The 21,764-nt window shown below is 69.2% G+C and carries 17 protein-coding genes; 1 reads left to right on the plus strand and 16 read right to left on the minus strand.

The annotated features are described in order from the left end of the window. Positions 1-11: 11 nt before the first annotated feature. The 7 genes from pyrF to pyrR form a co-directional block, all read right to left on the minus strand. Positions 12-830, minus strand: coding sequence for an orotidine-5'-phosphate decarboxylase (gene pyrF / locus BST28_RS01265; RefSeq protein WP_065288489.1), 819 nt, complete (start codon positions 828-830; stop codon positions 12-14). Beyond that, complete coding sequence (gene carB, locus BST28_RS01270; protein WP_019735163.1) at positions 830-4,171, minus strand: carbamoyl-phosphate synthase large subunit; 3,342 nt, start codon at positions 4,169-4,171, stop codon at positions 830-832. The genes pyrF and carB overlap by 1 nt, the downstream gene beginning before the upstream one ends. Before the next feature lie 109 nt (positions 4,172-4,280). Next, positions 4,281-5,408: a glutamine-hydrolyzing carbamoyl-phosphate synthase small subunit gene (gene carA / locus BST28_RS01275; protein ID WP_019735164.1), complete on the minus strand. Its 1,128-nt coding sequence runs from the start codon at positions 5,406-5,408 to the stop codon at positions 4,281-4,283. After that, the gene (locus tag BST28_RS01280) at positions 5,405-5,974 is read right to left on the minus strand and encodes a PH-like domain-containing protein (RefSeq protein WP_019735165.1); all 570 of its coding nucleotides are present in this window, start codon (positions 5,972-5,974) and stop codon (positions 5,405-5,407) included. The genes carA and BST28_RS01280 overlap by 4 nt, the downstream gene beginning before the upstream one ends. Continuing rightward, complete coding sequence (locus tag BST28_RS01285) at positions 5,971-7,260, minus strand: dihydroorotase (RefSeq protein WP_065288490.1); 1,290 nt, start codon at positions 7,258-7,260, stop codon at positions 5,971-5,973. The genes BST28_RS01280 and BST28_RS01285 overlap by 4 nt, the downstream gene beginning before the upstream one ends. Beyond that, positions 7,257-8,216, minus strand: a complete 960-nt coding sequence (locus BST28_RS01290) for an aspartate carbamoyltransferase catalytic subunit (RefSeq protein ID WP_065288491.1) — start codon at positions 8,214-8,216, stop codon at positions 7,257-7,259. The genes BST28_RS01285 and BST28_RS01290 overlap by 4 nt, the downstream gene beginning before the upstream one ends. Continuing rightward, on the minus strand, positions 8,213-8,785 hold the full coding sequence (gene pyrR / locus BST28_RS01295; protein WP_065288492.1) for a bifunctional pyr operon transcriptional regulator/uracil phosphoribosyltransferase PyrR: 573 nt from the start codon (positions 8,783-8,785) through the stop codon (positions 8,213-8,215). Before pyrR ends, BST28_RS01290 begins: the two co-directional genes overlap by 4 nt. Positions 8,786-8,997: 212 nt before the next feature. On the opposite strand from pyrR, the gene BST28_RS01300 reads away from it, so the two are divergent. Beyond that, entirely contained in the window at positions 8,998-10,200 is a 1,203-nt protein-coding gene (locus BST28_RS01300; protein ID WP_065288493.1) for a serine hydrolase domain-containing protein, read from the plus strand. A gap of 22 nt (positions 10,201-10,222) precedes the next feature. Here BST28_RS01300 and BST28_RS01305 read toward each other — a convergent pair whose 3' ends face one another. The 9 genes from BST28_RS01305 to BST28_RS01345 all read right to left on the minus strand — a co-directional run bounded on the left by BST28_RS01305 (position 10,223) and on the right by BST28_RS01345 (position 21,673). After that, a complete protein-coding gene (locus tag BST28_RS01305) occupies positions 10,223-11,380 on the minus strand; it encodes an acyl-CoA dehydrogenase family protein (protein WP_065288494.1) in 1,158 nt (385 codons plus the stop codon). A gap of 27 nt (positions 11,381-11,407) precedes the next feature. Beyond that, complete coding sequence (locus BST28_RS01310; protein ID WP_065288495.1) at positions 11,408-11,968, minus strand: TetR/AcrR family transcriptional regulator; 561 nt, start codon at positions 11,966-11,968, stop codon at positions 11,408-11,410. A gap of 61 nt (positions 11,969-12,029) precedes the next feature. Further along, positions 12,030-14,732: a fumarate reductase/succinate dehydrogenase flavoprotein subunit gene (locus BST28_RS01315; RefSeq protein WP_065288496.1), complete on the minus strand. Its 2,703-nt coding sequence runs from the start codon at positions 14,730-14,732 to the stop codon at positions 12,030-12,032. Then, a complete protein-coding gene (locus tag BST28_RS01320; RefSeq protein WP_065288497.1) occupies positions 14,729-15,460 on the minus strand; it encodes an ABC transporter ATP-binding protein in 732 nt (243 codons plus the stop codon). Before BST28_RS01320 ends, BST28_RS01315 begins: the two co-directional genes overlap by 4 nt. After that, positions 15,457-16,305 (minus strand): ABC transporter permease, encoded by an 849-nt coding sequence (locus BST28_RS01325; RefSeq protein ID WP_065288498.1) that lies wholly within the window; start codon positions 16,303-16,305, stop codon positions 15,457-15,459. The genes BST28_RS01320 and BST28_RS01325 overlap by 4 nt, the downstream gene beginning before the upstream one ends. Continuing rightward, on the minus strand, positions 16,302-17,654 hold the full coding sequence (locus tag BST28_RS01330) for an ABC transporter substrate-binding protein (RefSeq protein WP_065288499.1): 1,353 nt from the start codon (positions 17,652-17,654) through the stop codon (positions 16,302-16,304). The genes BST28_RS01325 and BST28_RS01330 overlap by 4 nt, the downstream gene beginning before the upstream one ends. Before the next feature lie 24 nt (positions 17,655-17,678). After that, on the minus strand, positions 17,679-17,906 hold the full coding sequence (locus BST28_RS01335; protein ID WP_019736241.1) for a 4Fe-4S dicluster domain-containing protein: 228 nt from the start codon (positions 17,904-17,906) through the stop codon (positions 17,679-17,681). Further along, the gene (locus BST28_RS01340) at positions 17,903-18,643 is read right to left on the minus strand and encodes a GntR family transcriptional regulator (RefSeq protein ID WP_065288500.1); all 741 of its coding nucleotides are present in this window, start codon (positions 18,641-18,643) and stop codon (positions 17,903-17,905) included. Before BST28_RS01340 ends, BST28_RS01335 begins: the two co-directional genes overlap by 4 nt. Before the next feature lie 300 nt (positions 18,644-18,943). Then, complete coding sequence (locus BST28_RS01345; RefSeq protein ID WP_083079536.1) at positions 18,944-21,673, minus strand: aminotransferase class I/II-fold pyridoxal phosphate-dependent enzyme; 2,730 nt, start codon at positions 21,671-21,673, stop codon at positions 18,944-18,946. Between the last annotated feature and the right edge of the window lie 91 nt (positions 21,674-21,764).

Consider the following 21,764-nt stretch of genomic DNA (forward strand, 5'->3'; position numbering starts at 1 on the left):
CCGCGGTCCGCTTACCCGCCCAGATTGGCCACGGCGTCGCGTAACCGCTCGGCCGCGTCACGCAGCCCCCCGACGCCCGGGCCGGCCCGCAGCACCTCGCGGGAGACCGCGGGCAGCAGCGTCCCCTGGGCGGCCCCACCGAGTCCGGCAAGGTCCTCCGGGCGTCCGCCCTGCGCCCCGATGCCCGGCACCAGCACGGGGCCCCCCAGGGCGCTCAGATCGGGCACCTCGCGCAGCGTGGCACCGACCACCACCCCGATCGAGCCGGGTTGGCCGCCTGCCGCCCGGTTGGCCGCAGCGGCCGCGTCGACGATCGACTGCGCAACAGTGCCGCCGCCCGCCCGGGCGCACTGCACGCTTGCCCCCTCCGGGTTGGAGGTGGCTGCCAGAACGAAGACGCCGCGCTGATGGGCGGCGGCGGTGTCGAGCAGCGGCTGCAGCGATCCGAAGCCCAGATACGGCGAGGCCGTCACCGCGTCGGCGGCCAGCGGTGACTCGCCGGCCCAGGCCGCCGCGTAGGCGGCCATCGTTGAGCCGATATCCCCGCGCTTGGCGTCGGCCAGCACCAGCACGCCGGCCTCACGCAGCGCCGCGATGGTGCGCTCCAGCACCGCGTAGCCGGCTGAGCCGTACGACTCGAAGAACGCCACCTGCGGCTTGACGACGGCGAACCCGGTGAACGCCTCGACGCACCTCTCGCTGAAGGCCGCCAGGCCGTCCGGTGTCGACGGCAGTCCCCAGGCGCTCAGCAGTTCGGGGTGTGGGTCGATGCCCAGGCACAGCGGCCCGCGGGTCGCTATCGCCTCGGCCAGCCGGGTCCCGAAACTCACTAGTGCCCGCCGAGCGTGCTGTGCAACTCCTGCAGGGAGCGCACCCCGATATCGCCTCGGATGCCGGCCTCGATGCCCTGCACCGCCGCGGCCGCACCCTGGACGGTGGTCACACACGGGATGTTCACGCTCACCGCGGCCGCGCGGATCTCGTAGCCGTCCACCCGCGGGCCGGAGTTGCCGTACGGGGTGTTGATCACCAGGTCCACCTCACCGGCCCGGATCACATCCACCGCAGACGGCAGCGGCTTGTCTTCACCGGCTTCCTCGAAGTGTTTGCGCACCACTTCGCAGGGAATGCCGTTGCGGCGCAGCATTTCGGCGGTGCCCTCGGTAGCCAGGACCCGAAAGCCCAAGTCCGCCAGTCGTTTGACCGGGAACACCAGCGAACGCTTGTCGTGGTTGGCCACCGACACGAAAACCGTGCCATCGGCGGGCAGTGAGCCGTACGCGGATGTCTGGCTCTTGGCGAACGCGGTGCCGAAGTCACGGTCGATGCCCATCACCTCACCGGTGGATTTCATCTCCGGGCCGAGCAGCGAGTCGATGCCGGACCCGTCCGAACGGCGGAAGCGGTGGAAGGGCAGCACCGCCTCCTTGACCGCGATCGGAGCGTGCGGGCCGACGGTGGCGCCGTCGCCGGAGGCCGCCAGCAGGCCCTCGGCCCGCAGCCCGGCGATGGTGGCGCCGAGCATGACCCGCGCGCAGGCCTTGGCCAGCGGAACGGCGGTGGCCTTGGACACGAACGGTACCGTCCGGCTGGCTCGCGGATTGGCCTCCAGCACATAGAGCACGTCGTCCTTGAGGGCGAACTGCACGTTGAGCAGCCCCACCACCCCGACACCGTGGGCGATGGCCTCGGTAGCGCGACGCACCTTCTCGATATCGCTGCGGCCCAGTGTCACCGGCGGCAGGGCGCACGCCGAGTCGCCGGAGTGGATACCGGCCTCCTCGATGTGTTCCATGATCCCGCCGATGTAGACCTCGGTGCCGTCGCACAGGGCGTCGACGTCGATCTCGATGGCGTCCTCCAGGAACCGGTCGACCAGCACCGGATGCTCCGGCGACAACAGCGCCGCCCGGGTGATGTAGTCGCGCAACGTTTCCTCGTCATAGACGATCTCCATGCCGCGCCCGCCGAGCACATACGACGGCCGGACCAGGACCGGGTAGCCGATGTCGGCGGCGATCCGCCGAGCCTGCTCGAAGGTGGTCGCCGTACCGTATCGCGGCGCCGGCAGCCCGGCGCTGGTCAGCACATCGCCGAACGCGCCGCGGTCCTCGGCCAGATCGATGGCCTCCGGGCTGGTTCCGACGATGGGAACCCCGGCGTCGGCCAGCCGCTGGGCCAGCCGCAGCGGTGTCTGCCCGCCCAGTTGCACGATGACCCCGACCACCCCGGGGCCACCCTGACCGGACTGCTGCTCGGCGTAGTACACCTCCAGCACGTCCTCGAACGTCAACGGTTCGAAGTAGAGCCGGTCGGCGGTGTCGTAGTCGGTGGACACCGTCTCGGGGTTGCAGTTGACCATCACGGTCTCGAACCCGGCCTGGCTCAAGGTGATCGCGGCGTGCACACAGCTGTAGTCGAACTCGATGCCCTGGCCGATCCGGTTCGGTCCGGAGCCCAGGATGAGCACTTTGGGTTTCGTGTTCTGGGGGGCCACCTCTGTTTCGGCGGCCGGGTCGAGCTCGAAAGTGCTGTAGTGGTACGGCGTTTTGGATTCGAACTCCGCCGCGCAGGTATCGACGGTCTTGAAGACCGGGTGGATCCCCAATCGCGTTCGCAACAGCCGTACACCGTCCTCACCGGCCAGTTCCGGCCGCAGTGCGGCGATCTGATGATCTGACAGGCCGCTGTATTTGCAGCGGCGCAGCAGATCCGCGTCGAGCACCGGGGTGTCGATGACCTCGGCGCGCAGCGCCACCAGGCCGTTGATCTGCTCGACGAACCACGGGTCCACCCCGGACGCCTCGGCGACCTGCTCGACGCTCGCGCCCAGTCGCAGCGCCAGTTCGATGTCGTAGAGGCGGCCCTCGGTGGGCACCCGCAGCCGCGCCAAGACGTCGTCGGCGGTGCCGTCCGGGTCGGGTTGGGTCCAGAACCCGGCACGATCGGTCTCCAGCGACCGCATCACCTTGCCCAAGGATTCGATGAAGTTGCGGCCCAACGACATCGCTTCGCCGACCGACTTCATCGTGGTGGTCAGTCGCGGGTCGGCGCCGGGAAACTTCTCGAACGCGAAGCGCGGCGCCTTGACCACGACGTAGTCCAGTGCCGGTTCGAAGCAGGCCGGGGTCTGTTTGGTGATGTCGTTGAGGATCTCGTCGAGGGTGTAGCCGATCGCGAGTTTGGCGGCGATCTTGGCGATCGGGAAGCCGGTGGCCTTCGACGCCAGCGCACTGGATCGCGAGACCCGCGGGTTCATCTCGATCACGATGAGCCGGCCGTCTTTGGGGTTCACCGCGAACTGGATGTTGCAGCCGCCGGTGTCCACCCCGACCTCGCGCAGGATCGCGATGCCCAGGTCACGCATCCGCTGGTATTCGCGGTCGGTCAGCGTCATCGCCGGGGCGACGGTCACCGAGTCGCCGGTGTGCACGCCCATCGGGTCGACGTTCTCGATCGAGCAGACCACCACGACGTTGTCATTGCCGTCGCGCATCAGCTCGAGCTCGTATTCCTTCCAGCCGTAGATGGATTCCTCGATCAGTACGTTGGCCGTCGGGGAGGCCGCCAGCCCGTCGCCGGCCATCCGTTCCACCTCGTCGAGGCTGGCCGCCAGCCCGGAACCCAGGCCGCCCATCGTGAAAGACGGGCGCACCACCACCGGCAGCCCGAGTTCGGCGACGGTCTCCTCGACCTCGGCCATGGTGTAGCAGACCCGGGAACGGGCCGATTCGCCGCCGACGCGGGCCACGATGTCTTTGAACTGCTGGCGGTCCTCACCGCGCTGGATAGCCTCGAAGTCGGCGCCGATCAGCTCGACGCCGTAGCGCTCCAGCACCCCGTGCTCGTGCAGCGCGACCGCGGTGTTCAGCGCCGTCTGCCCGCCCAGGGTGGCCAGCAGGGCGTCGACCTTGTTGCCCCGCTCGGCCTGCTGGGCGAGCACCTTCTCGACGAACTCCCAGGTGATGGGCTCGACGTAGGTGTGGTCGGCGTACTCGGGGTCGGTCATGATGGTCGCCGGATTGGAGTTGACCAGGCTCACCTGCAGACCCTCGGCCTTGAGCACTCGGCAGGCCTGGGTGCCGGAGTAGTCGAACTCGCAGGCCTGACCGATCACGATCGGCCCGGAGCCGATCACCAGCACGTGGTTCAGGTCGGCGCGGCGCGGCATTACGCGCCGCCGTTCTTGCCGCGAGCGTTCTTGCCGCGAGCGTGCGTGTTTGCACGCGGACACGCCGTGTGTGGCGTACAACTGCGCACGCTCGCCGGAGATGAGTTCACTACTTCTCCCCTGCCATCAGGTCGACGAACTGGTCGAAAAGGTATTCCGCATCGTGCGGTCCGGCCGCGGCTTCGGGGTGGTATTGCACCGAGAACGCCCGGCCGTCGGCGAGCTTGACCCCCTCGACCACCCCGTCGTTGGCGCAGGTGTGGCTGACCACCGCCGGGCCGAAGTCGGTGTCGAAACGCTGCCCGGCCTCGCCCTCCAAGGCGAAGCCGTGGTTCTGCGCGGTCACCGCCACCTTGCCGGTCGCGTGGTCGATCACCGGGATGTTGATTCCGCGGTGGCCGAACACCATCTTGTAGGTGTTCAAACCCAGCGCCCGGCCCAGAATCTGGTTGCCGAAACAGATGCCGAACAGCGGGATCCCGGCACCGAGCACCTCGCGTGTCACCGCGACGATGTGGTCGGCGGTGGCCGGGTCGCCGGGACCGTTGGACAAGAACACCCCGTCGGGCTTGAGTTCCGCGATCCGGTCGAAGTCCACCGACGACGGAAGCACATGGCTGCGGATCCCGCGCCGGGCGAAATTGCGCGGCGTGTTGGTCTTGATGCCCAGATCCAGTGCGGCGACGGTGAATCGGTGCGCGCCGCCAGGTTCCACCACGTACTCGCTGTCGGTGCTGACCTGCCCGGCGAGGTCGGCACCGAGCATCGAGGGCTGCTCACGGACCCGGTTCACCAACTCCTCAGGCGCTGCCAGCGCCTCACCGGAGAACACGCCGGCCTTCATCGAGCCGTGGTTGCGCAGGTGGCGCACCACGGTGCGGGTGTCCACACCGGCCACCCCGACGATGCCCTGGCGCACCAGTTCGTCGTCCAGACTCCCGCTGGCACGCCAATTCGAGGCCCGCGGCGACGGATCGCGCACCACGTAGCCGGCCACCCAGATCCGTTCGTCGCGGCTCTCGCCGTCCTCGCGGTTCCAGCCGGTGTTGCCGATCTGCGGCGCGGTGGCGACCACGATCTGCCGGTGGTAGCTGGGGTCGGTTAACGTCTCCTGATATCCGGACATGCCGGTGGAGAACACCGCCTCACCCAGGCTCTGTCCCACGGCCCCGAACGGCCTTCCGGTGAAGATCCGGCCGTCCTCGAGGACCAGGGCCGCCGCCCCCGGGTTGCTCATTGGTCATCCTCCAAGTTGCTCCGCTGCTGGGCATCGCCCGGTGCGGCATCGTCGCCGGCGCCCAGCCAGCGGGTGTGGTCGGAACGATCGTCGGCGCGGAAGCCGGTGTCGATCTCGGTGCCCGACGGCAGTCGCCAGCGAATAGCCAGCACGCCGTCGTTGGGTCGGGTGGGTAACGAAGGGATGGTCCGGCCCGCGATGCCGCGTTCGGTGCGGACCGCCCGAACCGAGTCGTGAGGGATCCAGATCGGCTGGGCGCCGCTGCGCTGCACCATGATTCCCTCCGGGTAACGGGTCAGCACCGCCTTCGTGCGATAACCGAGGTCACCCACCACCACCCGGTCGTTCCACTTCGGCGCCAGTGTGCAGCCCAGATACAGGCCGCGGGTGGGTGCGACGGTGGGCGGGCCCACGGTGTCGGGCACCGACGGCAGCGTGCCGATCAGCGTTTCCTGCAGCTGACCGCGATGCCGCCAGCCGCGCATCATCAACCGGATCAGCCAGGCGATCAGCACCACCAGCACGAACGCGAAGATCAGTGACGCCACCATCGTGGGCGTGTTCATGCCGGACTCTTCCCGTCACGGGCGGTCACCCGGCCGCGCAGCAGCGTCGCGGTGACGGTTGCCGGCAGGGTCATCGCCTCGAAGGGGGTGTTGGCCGACCGGCTGGCCAGCTGCTCCCCGGTCACCATCCAGCTCCCTTGCGGGTCCACCACCGTCAGGTTGGCCGGTTCGCCCACCTCCAGCGGCCGGCCCTGATCGGGCAGGCCGACGATCTCCGCGGGCCGCTCGCTCATCACCCGGGCCACGTCGCGCCACGTCAGCAGGCCGGGCTCGACCATGGTGGCCACCACCACCGACAGGGCGGTCTGCAGCCCGAGCATCCCGGGCCGGGCGGCAGCGAACTCGCAGGCCTTCTCGTGCTCGGCGTGCGGCGCGTGGTCGGTGGCCACACAGTCGATGACACCGTCGGCCAGCGCCCGGCGCAGCGCGGCGGCGTCTGCGGCCTCGCGCAGCGGCGGGTTGACCCGGTTGCGCCCGTCGTAGTCGGCCAGCCGGCTGTCATCGAGCATCAGGTGATGCGGCGTGACCTCGGCGGTCACCGAGATCCCTTGCGCCTTAGCCCATTTGAGGATCTCCACGGTTCCGGCAGTGGACGCGTGGCAGATGTGCAGGCGGGCGCCGGCGTCGCGGGCCAGCAAGGCGTCACGGGCCACGATCGACTCCTCGGCGACGCGCGGCCAGCCCGCCAGTCCCAGCCGGGCGGCGGTGGGCCCCTCGTGGGCGACCGAGCCCACGGTCAGCCGGGGTTCCTCGGCATGCTGGGCGATCAGCACCCCCAGGCCGGTGGCGTACTCCAGCGCGCGGCGCATCACCAATGGATCGGCGACGCACACACCGTCATCGGAGAACATCCGTACCGCCGCGGCGCCGGAGGCCATCATGCCCATCTCGGTCAGCTGCGTCCCGCCGAGCCCGACGGTGACGGCGCCGACCGGGTGCACGTCGACCAGGCCGACCTGCTGACCGCGATGCCAGACATGGTCGGTGACCACCGGGGAGTCGGCGACCGGCGTGGTGTTGGCCATCGCGAACACCGCCGTGTAGCCACCGAGAGCCGCTGCAGCAGAGCCGGTTTCGATGTCCTCGGTGTATTCGCGGCCCGGTTCGCGCAGATGGGTGTGCAGGTCCACGAAGCCGGGCAGCAGCACCTGACCGGGCGCATCGATCACGACATCGGCGTCGCGCGCACCCACGTCGCCGATCTCGGCGATCTGGCCGTCCGCGACCAGCACGTCGACGCGATCGCCCTCGCCGTAGCACCGCACCCCGCGGATCAGCACACTCATGACAGCTCCTCCGACCCGGCGGACTCGTTGCCCACCAGCAGATGGAACAGCACCGCCATCCGCACGTGCACGCCGTTGGAAACCTGTTGCAGCACAGCGGATTGCGAGGAATCGGCAACCGACGAGGCGATCTCCATGCCGCGCAGCATCGGTCCGGGGTGCAGCACCACCGCGTCGTCGGCCAGCATCGCCCGGCGTTTCTCCGAGAGTCCGTAACGCACCGAGTACTCCCGCGCCGACGGGAAGAAGCCACCGGTCATCCGCTCGGCCTGCACCCGCAGCATCAGCACCGCGTCGGCGGCGGGCAACTCGGCGTCGAAGTCATAGCTGACGGTCACCGGCCAGTCGGCCACCCCGACCGGCAACAGGGTCGGCGGCGCCACCAGCACCACCTCGGCGCCCAGCGTGGCCAGCAGTTGCACGTTCGAGCGGGCCACCCGGCTGTGCACGATGTCGCCGACGATCACCACGCGGCGGCCCTCGATACCGCCGAGCCGCTGGCGCAGGGTCAACGCGTCCAGCAGGGCCTGGGTCGGGTGCTCGTGGGTGCCGTCGCCGGCGTTGATCACCGACGGGCCGGCCTCCTCGGCCGCGGTCCATTCGGCGAGCAGGTGCGCCGCGCCCGAGGACGGGTGGCGGATGATCAGCGCGTCGGCGCCGGCGGCGCGCAGAGTCAGCGCCGTGTCGCGCAGCGACTCCCCTTTGTTCACCGAGGATCCCGACGCCGATACGTTGACCACGTCGGCGCTCATCCACTTGCCGGCCACCTCGAACGAGACGCGGGTGCGGGTGGAGTTCTCGTAGAACATGGTGATCACGGTGCGTCCGCGCAGGGTGGGCAGCTTCTTGACCTCGCGTCCGAGCAACGCCTGGGCGAACCGGTCGGCGTCGTCGAGGATCGCGGTGGCCTCATCGCGGGTCAGGTCGCCGGCCGCGAGCAGGTGCCTGGCGGTCATCGGGTGATCACCACCGCGTCGCGGCCGTCGTGTTCGGCCAGCAGCACGTGCACGCTCTCCCCGCGTGCGGTCGGCACGTTCTTGCCGACGTAGTCGGCGCGCACCGGCAGTTCGCGGTGGCCACGGTCGACCAGCACTGCCAGTTGCACGATCCGGGGCCGGCCCTGATCACGCAGCGCATCCAGGGCGGCCCGGACCGAGCGGCCGGCATAGAGCACGTCATCGACCAGGATCACCAGCGCGTCGTCGATGCCGCCGGCCGGAATGGAAGTGGATTCCAGGGGCCGCGGCGGCTGGCGCATCAGGTCGTCGCGGTACAGGGTGATGTCCAGGGCGCCGTGGCCGACCTCGACCCCGCAGAATTCGCGGATCTTGGCGGCCAAGCGGTCGGCCAGGGTCACCCCGCGGGTCGGAATGCCCAATAGCACCACACGCGGAGCGTCGGGATCGTCGGTGCCGTCGAGAGCGGTCTTCTCGATGATCTGGTGCGCGATTCGAGAGATCGTGCGACCCACGTCCGCCGAGGACATCAATTCCCGGTCGGTGCTGGAATTACCGGCAGCGCCCATGCGAAACCGCAGGACCTCCTTCTCCGCCTCGCGGGACGGATCGTTAAAGGATGTCGAACTGCTCGGCAGCCTAGCATCGGCCGGCGGGATGGCGGAAATGGCCGGTCGGCCCGGCCACGCCGGGCGCACCCGCTGCCACGCGCCGAGACGACCGCCGCCATGGTCTATCGGCTGGTCCAGGGCCCAGGGGCGCGATTCGTTAGCCTGAGCGGGTGAATCTCGACCGGAACCAGGCATCCATCCGGGAGGCCTGCGACGCCGGCCTGCTCGCCGGCGCGGTGACCGTCGTCTGGCAGCGCGGGAAGATCCTGCAGGTCAACGAGATCGGTTACCGCGATGTGGGGGCCGGCCTTCCGATGACCCGCGACACGGTGTTCCGGATCGCCTCGATGACCAAGCCGATCACCGTCGCCGCCGCCATGGCCCTGGTCGATGAGGGCCGGCTGGCACTGAGCGACCCGATCGCCCGCTGGCTGCCGGAGTTCGCCGCGCCCAGCGTGCTGGTCGACCCGGCCGGGCCGCTGGATCGGACCACTGCGGCCCGGCGCGCACTCACCATCGAAGACCTGATGACACACCGCTGCGGGATCGGCTACGGATTCTCGGTGCCCGGCCCGATCGCGCGGGAGTATCAGCGGCTGCCGTTCGGGCGCGGCCCGGACGCCTGGCTGGAAGCGTTGGCGGCGCTGCCGCTGGTGGATCAGCCCGGCGAGCGGGTGACCTACGGGCACGGCATCGACGTGCTGGGCGTGGTGCTGTCCCGGATCGAGGGTAAGCCGCTGCCGCAGGTGCTCGACGAGCGGATCCTGGGACCGCTGGGGATGACCGACACCGGGTTCTTCATCTCCCCTGAACTCCGCGGGCGCAGCGCCACCATGTACCGCCTCGACGGCAATGAGCTGCGCGACGATGCGATGGGGCCGATGCCGATCACCATGCCGGCGTTTCCCAACGCAGGGGGCGGGCTGATGTCCACCGCCGACGACTACCTGGCGTTCGCCCGGATGTTGTTGGCGGACGGCGAGTTCGACGGCACCCGGGTGATCTCGCCGGAATCGGTGCGAGCGATGCGCGACGACCGGCTCACCGAACCCCAGAAACGGCACCGATTCCTGGGGGCCCCGTTCTGGGTCGGCCGCGGATTCGGGCTCAACCTGTCGGTGGTGACCGACCCGGCGAAATCCCAGCCTCTGTTCGGGCCCGGCGGGACGGGAACGTTCAGCTGGCCGGGCGCCTACGGCACCTGGTGGCAGGCCGATCCGGCCGCAGACCTGATCCTGCTCTACCTGATCCAGAACGCGCCGACCCTGTCCACCGAGTCGGCCGCGGCCATCGCGGGTAACACCTCGGTCGCCAAACTGATGGTCGCGCAACCGAAGTTCGTGCGCCGGACCTACGCGGCACTGGGGTTATAGCGCGCACGGACGAACACGCTGATCAGATCATCGAAATCGGCGAGATCTTCACGCCGACCTCCAGCGCGCCGGCCAGTTCGCGCGCCACGTCGTAGTCGAAAACGACGTGCCCACAGATGATGTCGACGTCACGTTTGATCCGCTGCAGCGGGTTGTCGACGAAATGCACGCTGGCACCGGAGGCTTCCAGCAAATCGGCGATCACCGCGCGAGATTCGTGCACGACGTGGGCGGCCGCGGCGCGCGCTTCCGCCCGGACCGCCCGCCCGATCCGCTCGCCGCTTTCGACCGCGTCCTGAAGCCGGGCCACCGTGGCGTCACGCAGCCCGTGCAGCGCACGCAACCGCACCCGCGCGTCACCGAGGCGGATCTGCGCGGCCGGTTGGTCCTTCTGTGCCGCACCGGAATACGCCAGCACCCGCCGGCTCAGTCGCTCGGCGAACAGGTCGGCGGCCCGCTCGGCTGAGCCGAGGGCCGGCATCGCGGCGACCAGCGCCAGTGCGGGAACCATCGGCCACCGGTAGGCCGAGGCGTCGTGCAGCGCGGCGCCCGGGGCGGTTCCCGAATAGATATCGGCGACTTTGACCAGCCGGTGCTGCGGCACCCAAACACCCTCGATCACCACGTCATTGGAACCGGTGGCCCGCATCCCGGCGGTGTGCCAGACGTCCTCGACGGTGATATCGGTCGCCGGCAGCAGGACCAGCGCCGGGTACGGCGCGTCATCGGGACCGCAGATCGCCCCGACCAGGATCCAGTCGGCATCCATCACCCCGGTGGCCCAGGACCATCGGCCACTGAGCCGGATCCCGTCGCCGTCGGGCACACCCCGGCCGGTCGGCGCCAACGGCGCGGGGCACAGCACCGGCCCGGACGCGAAGACTTCGTCCTGCACCTGCTCGCCGAAGAGCGCGAGCATCCAGTTGTGCAGGGTGTAGAACCCCAGCGTCCAGGCACTGGAGGCACAACCGTGCGCCATCCGCCGGATCGGGTCGAGGATCTCGGGGAACTCCGCCTGCGCCCCGCCGTAGCGTGCCGGCAGCAGCAGGCCGGCCAGTCCGGAGCGCCGGTAGTCGTCGATGGTGGCTGCCGGCAACCGGCGCAATTCCTCGGCATGCGCGGCGCGTTCGGCCAATCGATCGATGAATTCCCCGGTCAGTGTTGCCGCCGTCGTCGTCATTTCAGGACCATACCATTTGGTATGGACTCAATGCCGCAGCATCACGTCCAGGAACTGTTCGCGGCGGCCGACGGCGCGAGAGCTGGGCCGCGAGCCGGCCAGGTGCAGAAATCCGATGCCCGCGGCGAACGTGGCGTTGGCGCGCATGTCCGCCTCGTCGGGGTCGAAGCCGTCGTCGAGAAAAACCTGACGGACGGCGTTGAGCACCCGCCGATCCGACGTGCGCACCGCCTCGGCGACGGTCTCCTCCGAGCGCGCCCATTCGCGCATCGCGCGTTCCAGCATCCAGTGCCGCGGCCCGACCAGCGATGTCATCATCCGCGAGAGCCGTTCGCGGGGCGGCAACTCCGACAGTGCCTCGAAGTCGCCGCGGTCCTCGTCGCGGACGGCCGCCCACGTGTCGACCAGGGCCTGCCGGTAGGTCTTCATGTCGGCGAAATGCCAGTAGAAGCTTCCCTTGGTGACTCGCAGGCGCCGGCAAAGTCGGTCGATGGTCAGGGCCTTCAGCCCGTCCTCGGCCAGGATGCGAAAACCGGCCTGCACCCAGTCCTGCACCGACAGTCGGGGATTGGTGGAGGCTTGGGCCATGCCGAGTCAGGGTACTGACCCGAGACCGCGCTGCATAGCCGTGTCCCCGGTCGCCGGTGGCCTAGGCGCCGGTGTGCAGGCCGGCGTCCTGCAAGGCTCGGCGCGCGTAGGCGCGAACATCGGCGTCGCTGTCCTTCACCGCGATACTCAACGCATCCCGCGCGGCCGGATCCGCCCCGGCCCATCGTGTCAATCCCAGCACCGCCGCTTTGCGGACGTCGAGGTGGGGGTCGTCGAGCGCCACGGCCAGGCGGGGCACTGCCACCGCGGCGTGCGAGCCGCCCAGTGCGCGTGCCGCCCCGACCCGTACCTGCCACGCCGACTCGTTCAGCGCCGGGTCGACCGCAGCGATATCGTCGTCGCTGCAACCGAGTTCGCCGAGTGCGGCCAGTGCCGCGGCACGCACCAGCGGGTCCGGGTCGCCGATCAGCAGACGGACCGTGTCGGCTCCGGCGCGCAGGGTTGCGCACGCGTCGGCGACCGCGATACGCACCTCACGATTGCCGTCCCCGGCGGCGGTGGCCACCGTGGACGCGTCGTCGACCGAGACCAGCGCACGCACCGCCTCGATGCGCACCCGATGGTCGGGATCGGCCAGCGCGGCGTGATATCGCGCCGGATCGCCAACGCGCCGACTGGACAGCAGATACACCACGCAGGCGCGCACCACCGGGTCCGCGGACTCCAGCTGCGCACCGGCCGCCGCCGGGTCGGCCACCACTTCGACCAGTTCCCGCACACCGTCGGCGGCGCTGCGCCGCACCCCGGCGTCCTCGTCGGCGAGCGCGCCGAACAACGCGGATTCGTAGCCGTCCGGGGTGTGTTCGGTCAGGGCGGCGACCGCGGTGCGCCGCACCCCGGGGTCGGGGTCGTCGAGGTACTCGGCGAGTTCGGCCAGCGTCGGTTCCTCCAGGGCGACGACGGTAGCGATCCGCGGCGACGGCGGGTGCGAGGCCCCCTGCGGTAAGACCCGCGTTTGTGCGGTCGCGGGCGCCTGGCCGCCCAGCAGCGGCGGCTGCGACACCGGGTGCACCGACTGGTCGGCCGGCGGCAGCCCGTCGAATTCGGGCACCGCGACGAAATACGGTGCAACCGGGCGTTTGAGGAACTCCATCTGTCCGTCGGCCCCTTTTCGCACATTGAGGTGATAACCCCACTGTTCGTCGTCGCGGCCGGGCAGATCGGCGCGCTCGTGGTAGAGACCCCAACGCGACTCGGTGCGCGTCAGTGACGTCCGGGCCGCCAGCTCCGCGCAGTCCCGGATGAACGACACCTCGACCGCCCGCATCAACTCGTGCGGGCTGCGCGCTCCCATCTCGGCGATCTCACCGCGCATCCGCTCGAATGTGTGCACCGCCAGCGACAGCTTGGCGGCCGTCTTGGGCGGCGCCACATAGTCGTTGACGAACCGGCGCAGCTTGTATTCCACCTGCTGCTGCGGCGGGCCGTCGGGGTGGCGCAGCGGACGATAGATCAGATCATGGGCGTCGGCGAGCTGGTCGGCCGGAAGATCCCGCGGGGCAGCGATATCGGCCAGGGTGGACGCAGCGTGCGCACCGGCCAGGTCACCGAACACGAAGGCGCCGATCATGTAATTGTGCGGCACGCAGGCCAGATCACCCGCCGCATACAGGCCGGGCACGGTGGTGCGGGCGTGCTCGTCGACCCACACCCCGGAGGCGGAATGCCCAGAGCACAGCCCGATCTCGGAGATGTGCATCTCCACGTCGTGGGTGCGGTAGTCGTGCCCCCGGTTCGCGTGAAAGGTTCCGCGGGTGGGCCGCTCGGTGGTGTGCAGGATGTTCTCCAGCGCTGAGAGCGTCTCGTCGGGCAGGTGCGACACCTTGAGGTAGATCGGGCCCCGCGCGGAGTCGATCTCCGATTTGACCTCGGCCATCATCTGCCCTGACCAGTAGTCGGAGTCGACGAACCGCTCCCCCAGCGCATTGACCTGGTAACCGCCGAACGGGTTGGCCACATACGCGCACGCCGGTCCGTTGTAGTCCTTGATCAGCGGGTTGACTTGAAAGCATTCGATGCCGGACAGCTCGGCGCCGGCGTGGTAGGCCATCGAGTAGCCGTCGCCGGCATTGGTCGGGTTCTCGTAGGTACCGTACAGATAGCCCGACGCCGGTAGGCCCAGACGCCCGCACGGCCCGGTGGCCAGCACCACCGCCTTGGCGCCCACGGCGACGAATTCGCCGGTCCGGGTGTGCAACGCGGCCGCCCCCACCGCTCGGCCGCCCAGGGTGAGTACCCGTACCGGCATCAGCCGGTTCTCGATGCGGATCTTCTCGCGCATCGAACGTTGCCGCAGTACACGGTAGAGCGCCTTCTTGACGTCCTTGCCCTCGGGCATCGGCAGCACATAGGAGCCGGAGCGGTGCACCCGCCGGACCGCGTACTCGCCGCGGGAGTCCTTCTCGAACTTCACCCCGTAGCGTTCCAGCCGCTGCATCATGGCGAAGCCGCGGGTGGCGGTCTGATACACGGTGCGCTGGTTGACGATTCCGTCGTTGGCGCGGGTGATCTCGGCGACGTAGTCTTCGGGTTCGGCCTTGCCGGGGATGACCGCGTTGTTGACGCCGTCCATGCCCATGGCCAACGCGCCGGAGTGGCGCACATGGGCCTTTTCCAGCAGCAGCACCCGGGCGCCGTGCTCGGCGGCGGTCAGTGCGGCCATGGTGCCGGCGGTGCCGCCGCCGATCACCAGCACATCGCAGTCCAGCCGCAGCGGGCGGGAAACATCAGGTATCGCAATCATGAATAGTCCAATGCGGCAAGGAGTTCGGTGCGCAGCTCGGGTTCGGCTCGGCCGCTGCGCGGAGCGGGCACGTCAACCAGTGCCCGCAGCGGCCGCCCGGCGCGGCCCAGCACCGCCACCCGGTCGCCCAGCGCCAGCGCCTCGTCGACATCGTGGGTGACGAACACGATCGTGGTCGGATGCGTTTTCCAGGTGTCGATCAGCAGCGCCTGCATGGCGGCGCGGGTGGCGCTGTCCAGGGCTCCGAACGGCTCGTCCATCATCACCGCGCGTGGGGCGCCGGCCAGCCCGCGGGCCAACTGGACGCGTTGGCGCATCCCGCCCGAGAGGTTGCCGGGAAGGTAGCCGCCGAACCCGTCCAGACCCAGCTCGGCGATCCACCGCTCGGCCTGGGCCCGGCGCCCGTGGCGCGGCACCCCGCGCAGCCGCAACGCCAGCTCGATGTTGGAGCGCACCGAACGCCACGGCAGTAGCGCGTTGTCCTGAAACACCACCCCGCGATCACCGGAGGTGGTGGTCACCACGGCCTCGTCGGCCAGGACCCTGCCGCGCTCGGGTGCCAACAGGCCCGCCAGTGCGCGCAGCACCGTGGACTTGCCGCACCCGGACGGTCCGGTCAGTACCAGGATCTCGCCGGGCCGCGCGGCCAGGCTCAACTCGTCGATGACCGGGGTGCCGGTGTAGGACAACCGGACCCGGTCCAGGGTCAGGCTCATGCCCGCGGTCATCGTGCGTCCTCGTCGCTGCGCGGCAGCCACCGGGTCAGCCGGCGCCCGAGCAGCTCCACTGCCGCCGACGTCGCGAATCCGAGCACACCGATGGTGATGATGCCTACGAACACATCCGGATAGGCCAGCAGCGTGTAGGCCTGCCAGGTGCGGTAGCCGGTGCCGAGGCGGCCGGAGATCATCTCCGCGGAGATCACGCAGATCCACGACACTCCCATCCCGACCGAGAGGCCGCCGAACACGCCGGGCAGGATTCCCGGAAAAACGACCTGGCTCAACACCTCCCACCGTCCGCCGCCCAGGGTGCGGACCGAGTCCTCCCACAGTGTCGGCAGTGCGCGCACCGCGTGCCGGGTGCTGACCAGGATCGGGAAGTAGGCCGCCAGGAAGGTGATGAACACGATGCCCTGCTCGCCGGCCGGGAACAGCAGGATCGCCACCGGGACGACGGCGATCGCGGGGATGGGGCGGACCAGTTCGGTGAGTGGGCCCACCACGTCGGCCGCGACCCGGGATCGCCCCAGCAGGATGCCGGTGGCCACCCCGGCCGCCGCGGCCAGCCCGAATCCGGTGAGGATGCGGATCAGCGACTGCGCCAGGTCCAGCCAGTATTGGTCGGTGCCCAGCCGGCGCACCAGGGTCGTGAAGATCTCGTCGACGGTGGGCAGGGTGTCGAACCGCAGCCACCACCGCACGTGGGCGGCGGTCAACACCTGCCACAGCCCGATCGCGGTGGCCACCGACATCAGCCGTAGCAGCCAGGCCCGTCGCGCCGACCGCGGCCGGCGTGGCCCCGCGCCGACGGGGACCGCAGCCGGTGGCGCACCGGCGATGACCGCGGTCATGCCGCACCGGCCAGGGCCTGCTGGTAGTCCAGCGCGACGGCGCCGGGATGCGCGGCAATGTAGCGTTGCGCGCCCGCGGCGGTGTCGAACGGCAGGTAACGCCCACCGTCGCGCACCCACGCGGACTTGTCGGCGAACCAGCGGGTGCCCAGTTCGGCGTCGTTCGCATAGACCGCCCGGACGCGGTCGCCGCGGGCGTTCGCGGCCCGCACGGCTTGCAGCAGCGCCGTCGGATCGGCAAAGGTCGCGGTGGTGTCCGCTCCGTCCAGCCACAGCTCGCCACCGGTCTTCGCGGGCTCGTTGATGGCGGCGAGCGCCTTGTCGTAGTCGAGTTTTCGCTCGGCGAACGCCGCGCGCAGCGGTCCGTCGACGACGAAGTCATCCACGTCGAGGTCGGCGAAGTCGCCGATCGACTTCAGGTAGGGCACGTCGTTCTTCAACGCCTCGACCAGCGCCGGTTTGAGGGTCAGGTCGAACGACGTTCCGCCCGGTCCGTTGTAGAGGTAGACGACCTCGTGTGGCAGTCCACTGTCGGCTGCGACGATCCGGGCCGCCTCCAACGGTTTGCGCTTGAGGAAGTCGGTGGCGTCGAGCTGAGCCTGCAGGAACGCACCGAGCACTTCCGGGTGGTTCTGTGCGTAGGCGCGACGCACCACCACACCGTGCAGGGTCGGGTAGTTGAGCTCGGCGCCGTCGTAGAGAAGTCTCGCCCGGCCCTGGTAGACCAGCAGGCCGGGCCAGGCGACGAACTGCGACAAGCCTTGGACCTGACCGGATTCCAGCGAGGAGGCACCGACCTGTGGTTGTTGGTTGAGCACCTCGACCTGCGCACCGGTGTCGGCCAGTGCCCGCAGCAGGGTGCCGTGGCCGGCCGATCCCACACTGGCCGAGACTTTGGCCCCGGCCAGATCGGTCAGCGTGTCGGCCGGCGAATCCGGTGCCACCACCACCATGTTCAGCGCGCCGGCCGGGTGGTAGCCAGTCACCGAGACGATCTGGGTGGCGGCCTGCCCATTGGCCCGGGTCCGGACCCCATTGACCAGCATCGGGTAGTCGCCCATGGAGCCGATGTCGATCTTCGCGGCGAGCATCTGCGCGGTGATCGGCGCACCGGTGTCGTAATCCTGCCAGTCGACACGGTATCTGGTGCCGGTGCGGGCGGTGACGTCGGCGAGCCGGCGCTCCAGATAGCCGCGGGCACGCAGCAGGGTACCGGCGGTCGCGGTGTTGATGGTCTTGGACTGGTAGCCGATCACCACGTCGACGGAATCACCCGACGGCGTCGGGGCCAACGAGCAGCCCGCCGCGACGACGGCGGTGCAGGCCAGTACGATCACGGATCTTTTCATGAAACACCTTGGTGGTCATTGCATTCAGCGGATGAGAAAGGGCATGTTGACGGTGACCGCACCGGTGGGGCACCGGGCAGCACACGGTCCGCAGTACCAGCACTCGTCGACGTGCATGAAGGCCTTGCCGTTGTCCGGGTTTATCGCCAGTGAGTCCAGCGGGCAGATGTCCACGCATAGGGTGCAGCCCTGGATGCACAGCGATTCGTCGATTGTCACCGGGACGTCCGAACGGCTGTTGACCAGCGTCATGGGGTGCTCCTTGTCAGTTTGCCGCGCATGGTGACCCGGTCACCGCGCATCCGGATGTATTCGAGATCGACGGGCGTGCCGTCGGCGAGGCTGGTGAGGCGTTCCAACATCAACAACGCCGCGCCGCCGGGAACTTGCAGGATCGCCGCCGAGTGCGGGTCGGCCGGAATCGCCTCCAGCGCCAGGCTGGCGGCGCCCAGCGGCTGCCCGCTGATCCGCTCGAGCAGCGGGAAGACATCGTGGGCCTCCAGCGGGTGCGCCAGGACGGCGGCGCCGATGTCGGGCGCCAGGTAGGTCTGGTCCAGGCTCAGCGGCACGTCGCCGAGGTAGCGCAACCGTTCGATGAACACCACCTGCGCGCCGGCGACGAGCAGTAACCTGCGGGCCACCGACGGCGGCGCGGAGACCGTGGTGGCCACCCGTACTTCGTTGCGCACCTGTTGACCGTTGAAGGTCTCCTGCAGGCCGAGCAGCGCGTCGAGGTCGTGGTCGAATTTGTGCTGCGCCACATGAGTGCCGATTCTCGGTCCGCGTTGGATCAGGCCTTCGGCTTTCAGCGCGGCGAGCGCCTCGCGAATGATGTTGCGGGAGACGGCGAACTCGGCGGCCAACTCCGGTTCGCCGGGCAGTCCGTCGTCGTAGGCACCGCAATGGATCTGGTGCCGAAGCACGTCGGCGACCTGCCGTGCCCGATCCGCGCGGCGGATCGGGCGTGCTGCGAGACGGGCTTCGGCCATGCAGACACGCTAAAGGCGCGGCGACCGGCGACCGCGGTGCAGCGAATTCTGCTGATCAGCGGGTCAATTCATTGCGCCACCCCGATGGGCGCGACTGCCAGCGGATATCTGTCGCCCCCGCACGCATTGCGCCGCAGCGGCTCCGGTGGGCCGGTTAACAATCGCGGTGAGGCAAACCGTTCACGGCGCACGGGCGCAACCACGATCCTGCCCGGCGCGACCGTGCACGGAATGCCGCCGCGAACGGCGTGTCGGTGTGCAAACATGCACCCTCGCGGGAAAGAGAGGGCATCCTCGCGGTCAGCGGGGGGCTTGAGCGAAACGGGCCAGCGCCTCCGGGGTGAACACCGCCAACCCCAGCTCGGGGTTGTAGCCGTGGATCTCCTTGACGTCGAGTTCGGCCAGAAAGTACAGGATGTCCTTCGATATCACCTGCCCGGGAACCAGCACCGGAAAGCCCGGCGGATACGGCACCACGAAGGTGGTCGACACCAGGGTCTTGCCGTCGGCGACGCGGCGGCCGGCGTCACCGAGCAGCACATGCTCGCGGTCGGACTCCTCGTAGCCGCCGTAGAACGCCGACCGCATATCCCCGAATCGGCTTGTGCCGTCGGGCCGAAAGGCGTCATCGAACTCGCTGAAGTCGGGCAGCGGCGGCAGATCCTCGGTGATCTCCACGACACGGCGCTGCTGCAGCGCACGATCGTCGTTGCTGGCCGCAGCCCATGCGCGGTCCAGTTCGGTCGCGACCCGGCGCAGCGCATCGAGAAGGTAGTGCACGCTGGACCAGGTCACACCGATCGTGAAGATCAGCAGCACCGAGTTGATCGATGTCTTGTTGATCTGAATTCCGAATCTGTTCATGAGGATCTTCTCGCGGAAGTCGTAGCCGTTCATCCCGGTCTTGCCAACGAACAAGGTGACTCGGGTGGGGTCGAGCACGAACTCGTCGGACCGCCACGCCTCGTTCCACTCCGCCAGGGCACCCTGCCGGACCTGCCGGTAGGAGCTGACCGTCGATGCCCGGAACCGGTCGGGCACCAGGTCGTCCTCGTCGAGGATGCGGAACCACTTGCGGATCAGCTGGTCCTTGCGGACCCGGTGACGAAACACCAGCGCCATATCGTAGACCCGCCGGACCATCTGGAAGCCTTCGATGTCGACCTGCCGGCGGGCCAGGTCCAGCGAGGCCAGCAGCTGCTGGTTCGGTGAGGTGGAGGTGTGAGTCAAAAACGCCTCGGTGAACGCTTCGCGGGCCAGCGCATTGAAATCCTGGTCCCGAATATGGATCATCGACGCCTGCCGCAGCGCCGACAGCGACTTGTGAGTGGAGTGGGTGGCATAGACGCGCACCCGCGCCGAGGGGTCGGGCAGCAGCCGGTGCTCGCTCCACTGATCCCGGTCGATGCCCGCCATGGTGGCGCGCCACGCCCGGTACTCCTCGGCATAGTGGGGTGAGGACAGCATGGTCTCGAGTCGTTCGGCCGCAACCATCGCGGTGCGCTGCCGGGCCCACGGCACCGCGGTCGCAAACGCATACCAGGCCTCGTCCCACAGGAAACAGATGTCCGGCTTGATCGCCAGGATCTCCTCCATCACCCGCTGCGGGTTGTAGACCACGCCGTCGAACGTGCAGTTGGTCAGCAACAACATTCGGACCCGGTGCAGCTGCCCGGCAGCCTCCAGGTCGAGCAGCGCGCGTTTGATGGTGCGCAGCGACACCGCGCCGTAGATCGCGAACGGCGCCAGCGGGTATGCGTCCAGATACATCGGATACGCCCCGGCCAGCACCAGGCCGTAGTGGTGCGACTTGTGACAGTTCCGGTCGATCAACACGATGTCACCCGGCCGGGTCAACGCCTGCACCACGATCTTGTTGGCCGTCGAGGTCCCGTTGGTGACGAAGTAGGTGTGGTCGGCGTTCCAGGTCAGCGCGGCCTTGTCCATCGCGACCCGGATGGTGCCGTGCGGGTCCAGCAGCGAGTCCAGCCCGCCGGATGTCGACGAGGTTTCGGCCATGAAGATGTTGCGGCCGTAGAACTCCCCCATGTCCTGCAGGGAGCGTGAGTTGAAGATGCTCGCGCCGCGCGCCACCGGAAGCGCATGGAACTGGCCGACAGGCTCGTTGGCGTAGGCCCGCAGTGCGTCGAAAAACGGTGTGGCATACCGCTTGCGGATTCCTGCCAGCACGGTGCTGTTCAAGTCGGTGACGTCGTTGAGCCGATAGAAGGTGCGGTCGTAGACGTCGGGCTCGTCCTCGGTGTCGGCGGCGATCGACTCGTCGGTGAGCAGGTAGAGATCGATGTGCGGCCGCAGCAGGCGCATCCACTCCCCGCATTCGATGGCATCGCGGCCGCAGTCGACGATCCCGGCGTCGTCGTTGGCGCCCAGCAGGGTGTTCATCAGCGGCACCCGGTCGCGCGACCGCAGCGGCAAGTCGTGCCGGACGATCGCCGCCTGGATCTCACCGTTGAGCGCGACGGCGGTGACGGCGTCTTCGACGCTGGACACCACCAGCAGCTCGATCTGCACCTCGTCATCGGGCTGGCGCAGTGCGCGCAGGTTTTCCGCGAGGCTTTCCGGGGCGTCCGCCGGCGAGTCGTCGGCCAGCAGCACGGTGTAGAACTGCTGCTGGCGGGCCTGGGCCACCAGCTCCTGCTCGGACAGCGGCGCACCGAGGTCGAACAGCGCCGCCCGGTCGCCGTAATCCGACAGCAGCCGCACCACCAGCGACACCTGATCGCGAAGCGACACCGTCGCCATCGTCTCCAGGTAGCCGCGGAAAGCGGCCAGGTTCGCGGCGCCGGGGAACAGCCAGTACCGCTCATAGGCGCCGAGCCGGTCCAGCAGCCGCTTCACCCGCGCGGCATGGTGGGCGGTGTCCAGCCCGGTCCGATTGGCCTCGGCCAGCTGCCGGCAGGCGTCATCGAGCAGATTCCAGGTGTCGACGCGCGAGTACGACGGGTTCGCCACCGCCGCCAGCGCCGAGACCCGCAACCGCCGGCGCTGCCCGTCGGTGCCCGAGCTCATAGGCCCAGTGTGGCCTCAGTCGCCTCCGGGCGCGGGGTTTCGCCCGACGTCGGCCCGCAAGGGTCTATGGCCCCCCGATTGGGGATCCAAA

The sequence above is a fragment of the Mycolicibacter kumamotonensis genome, assembly GCF_002086285.1.
Taxonomy (GTDB): Bacteria; Actinomycetota; Actinomycetes; order Mycobacteriales; family Mycobacteriaceae; genus Mycobacterium; species Mycobacterium kumamotonense.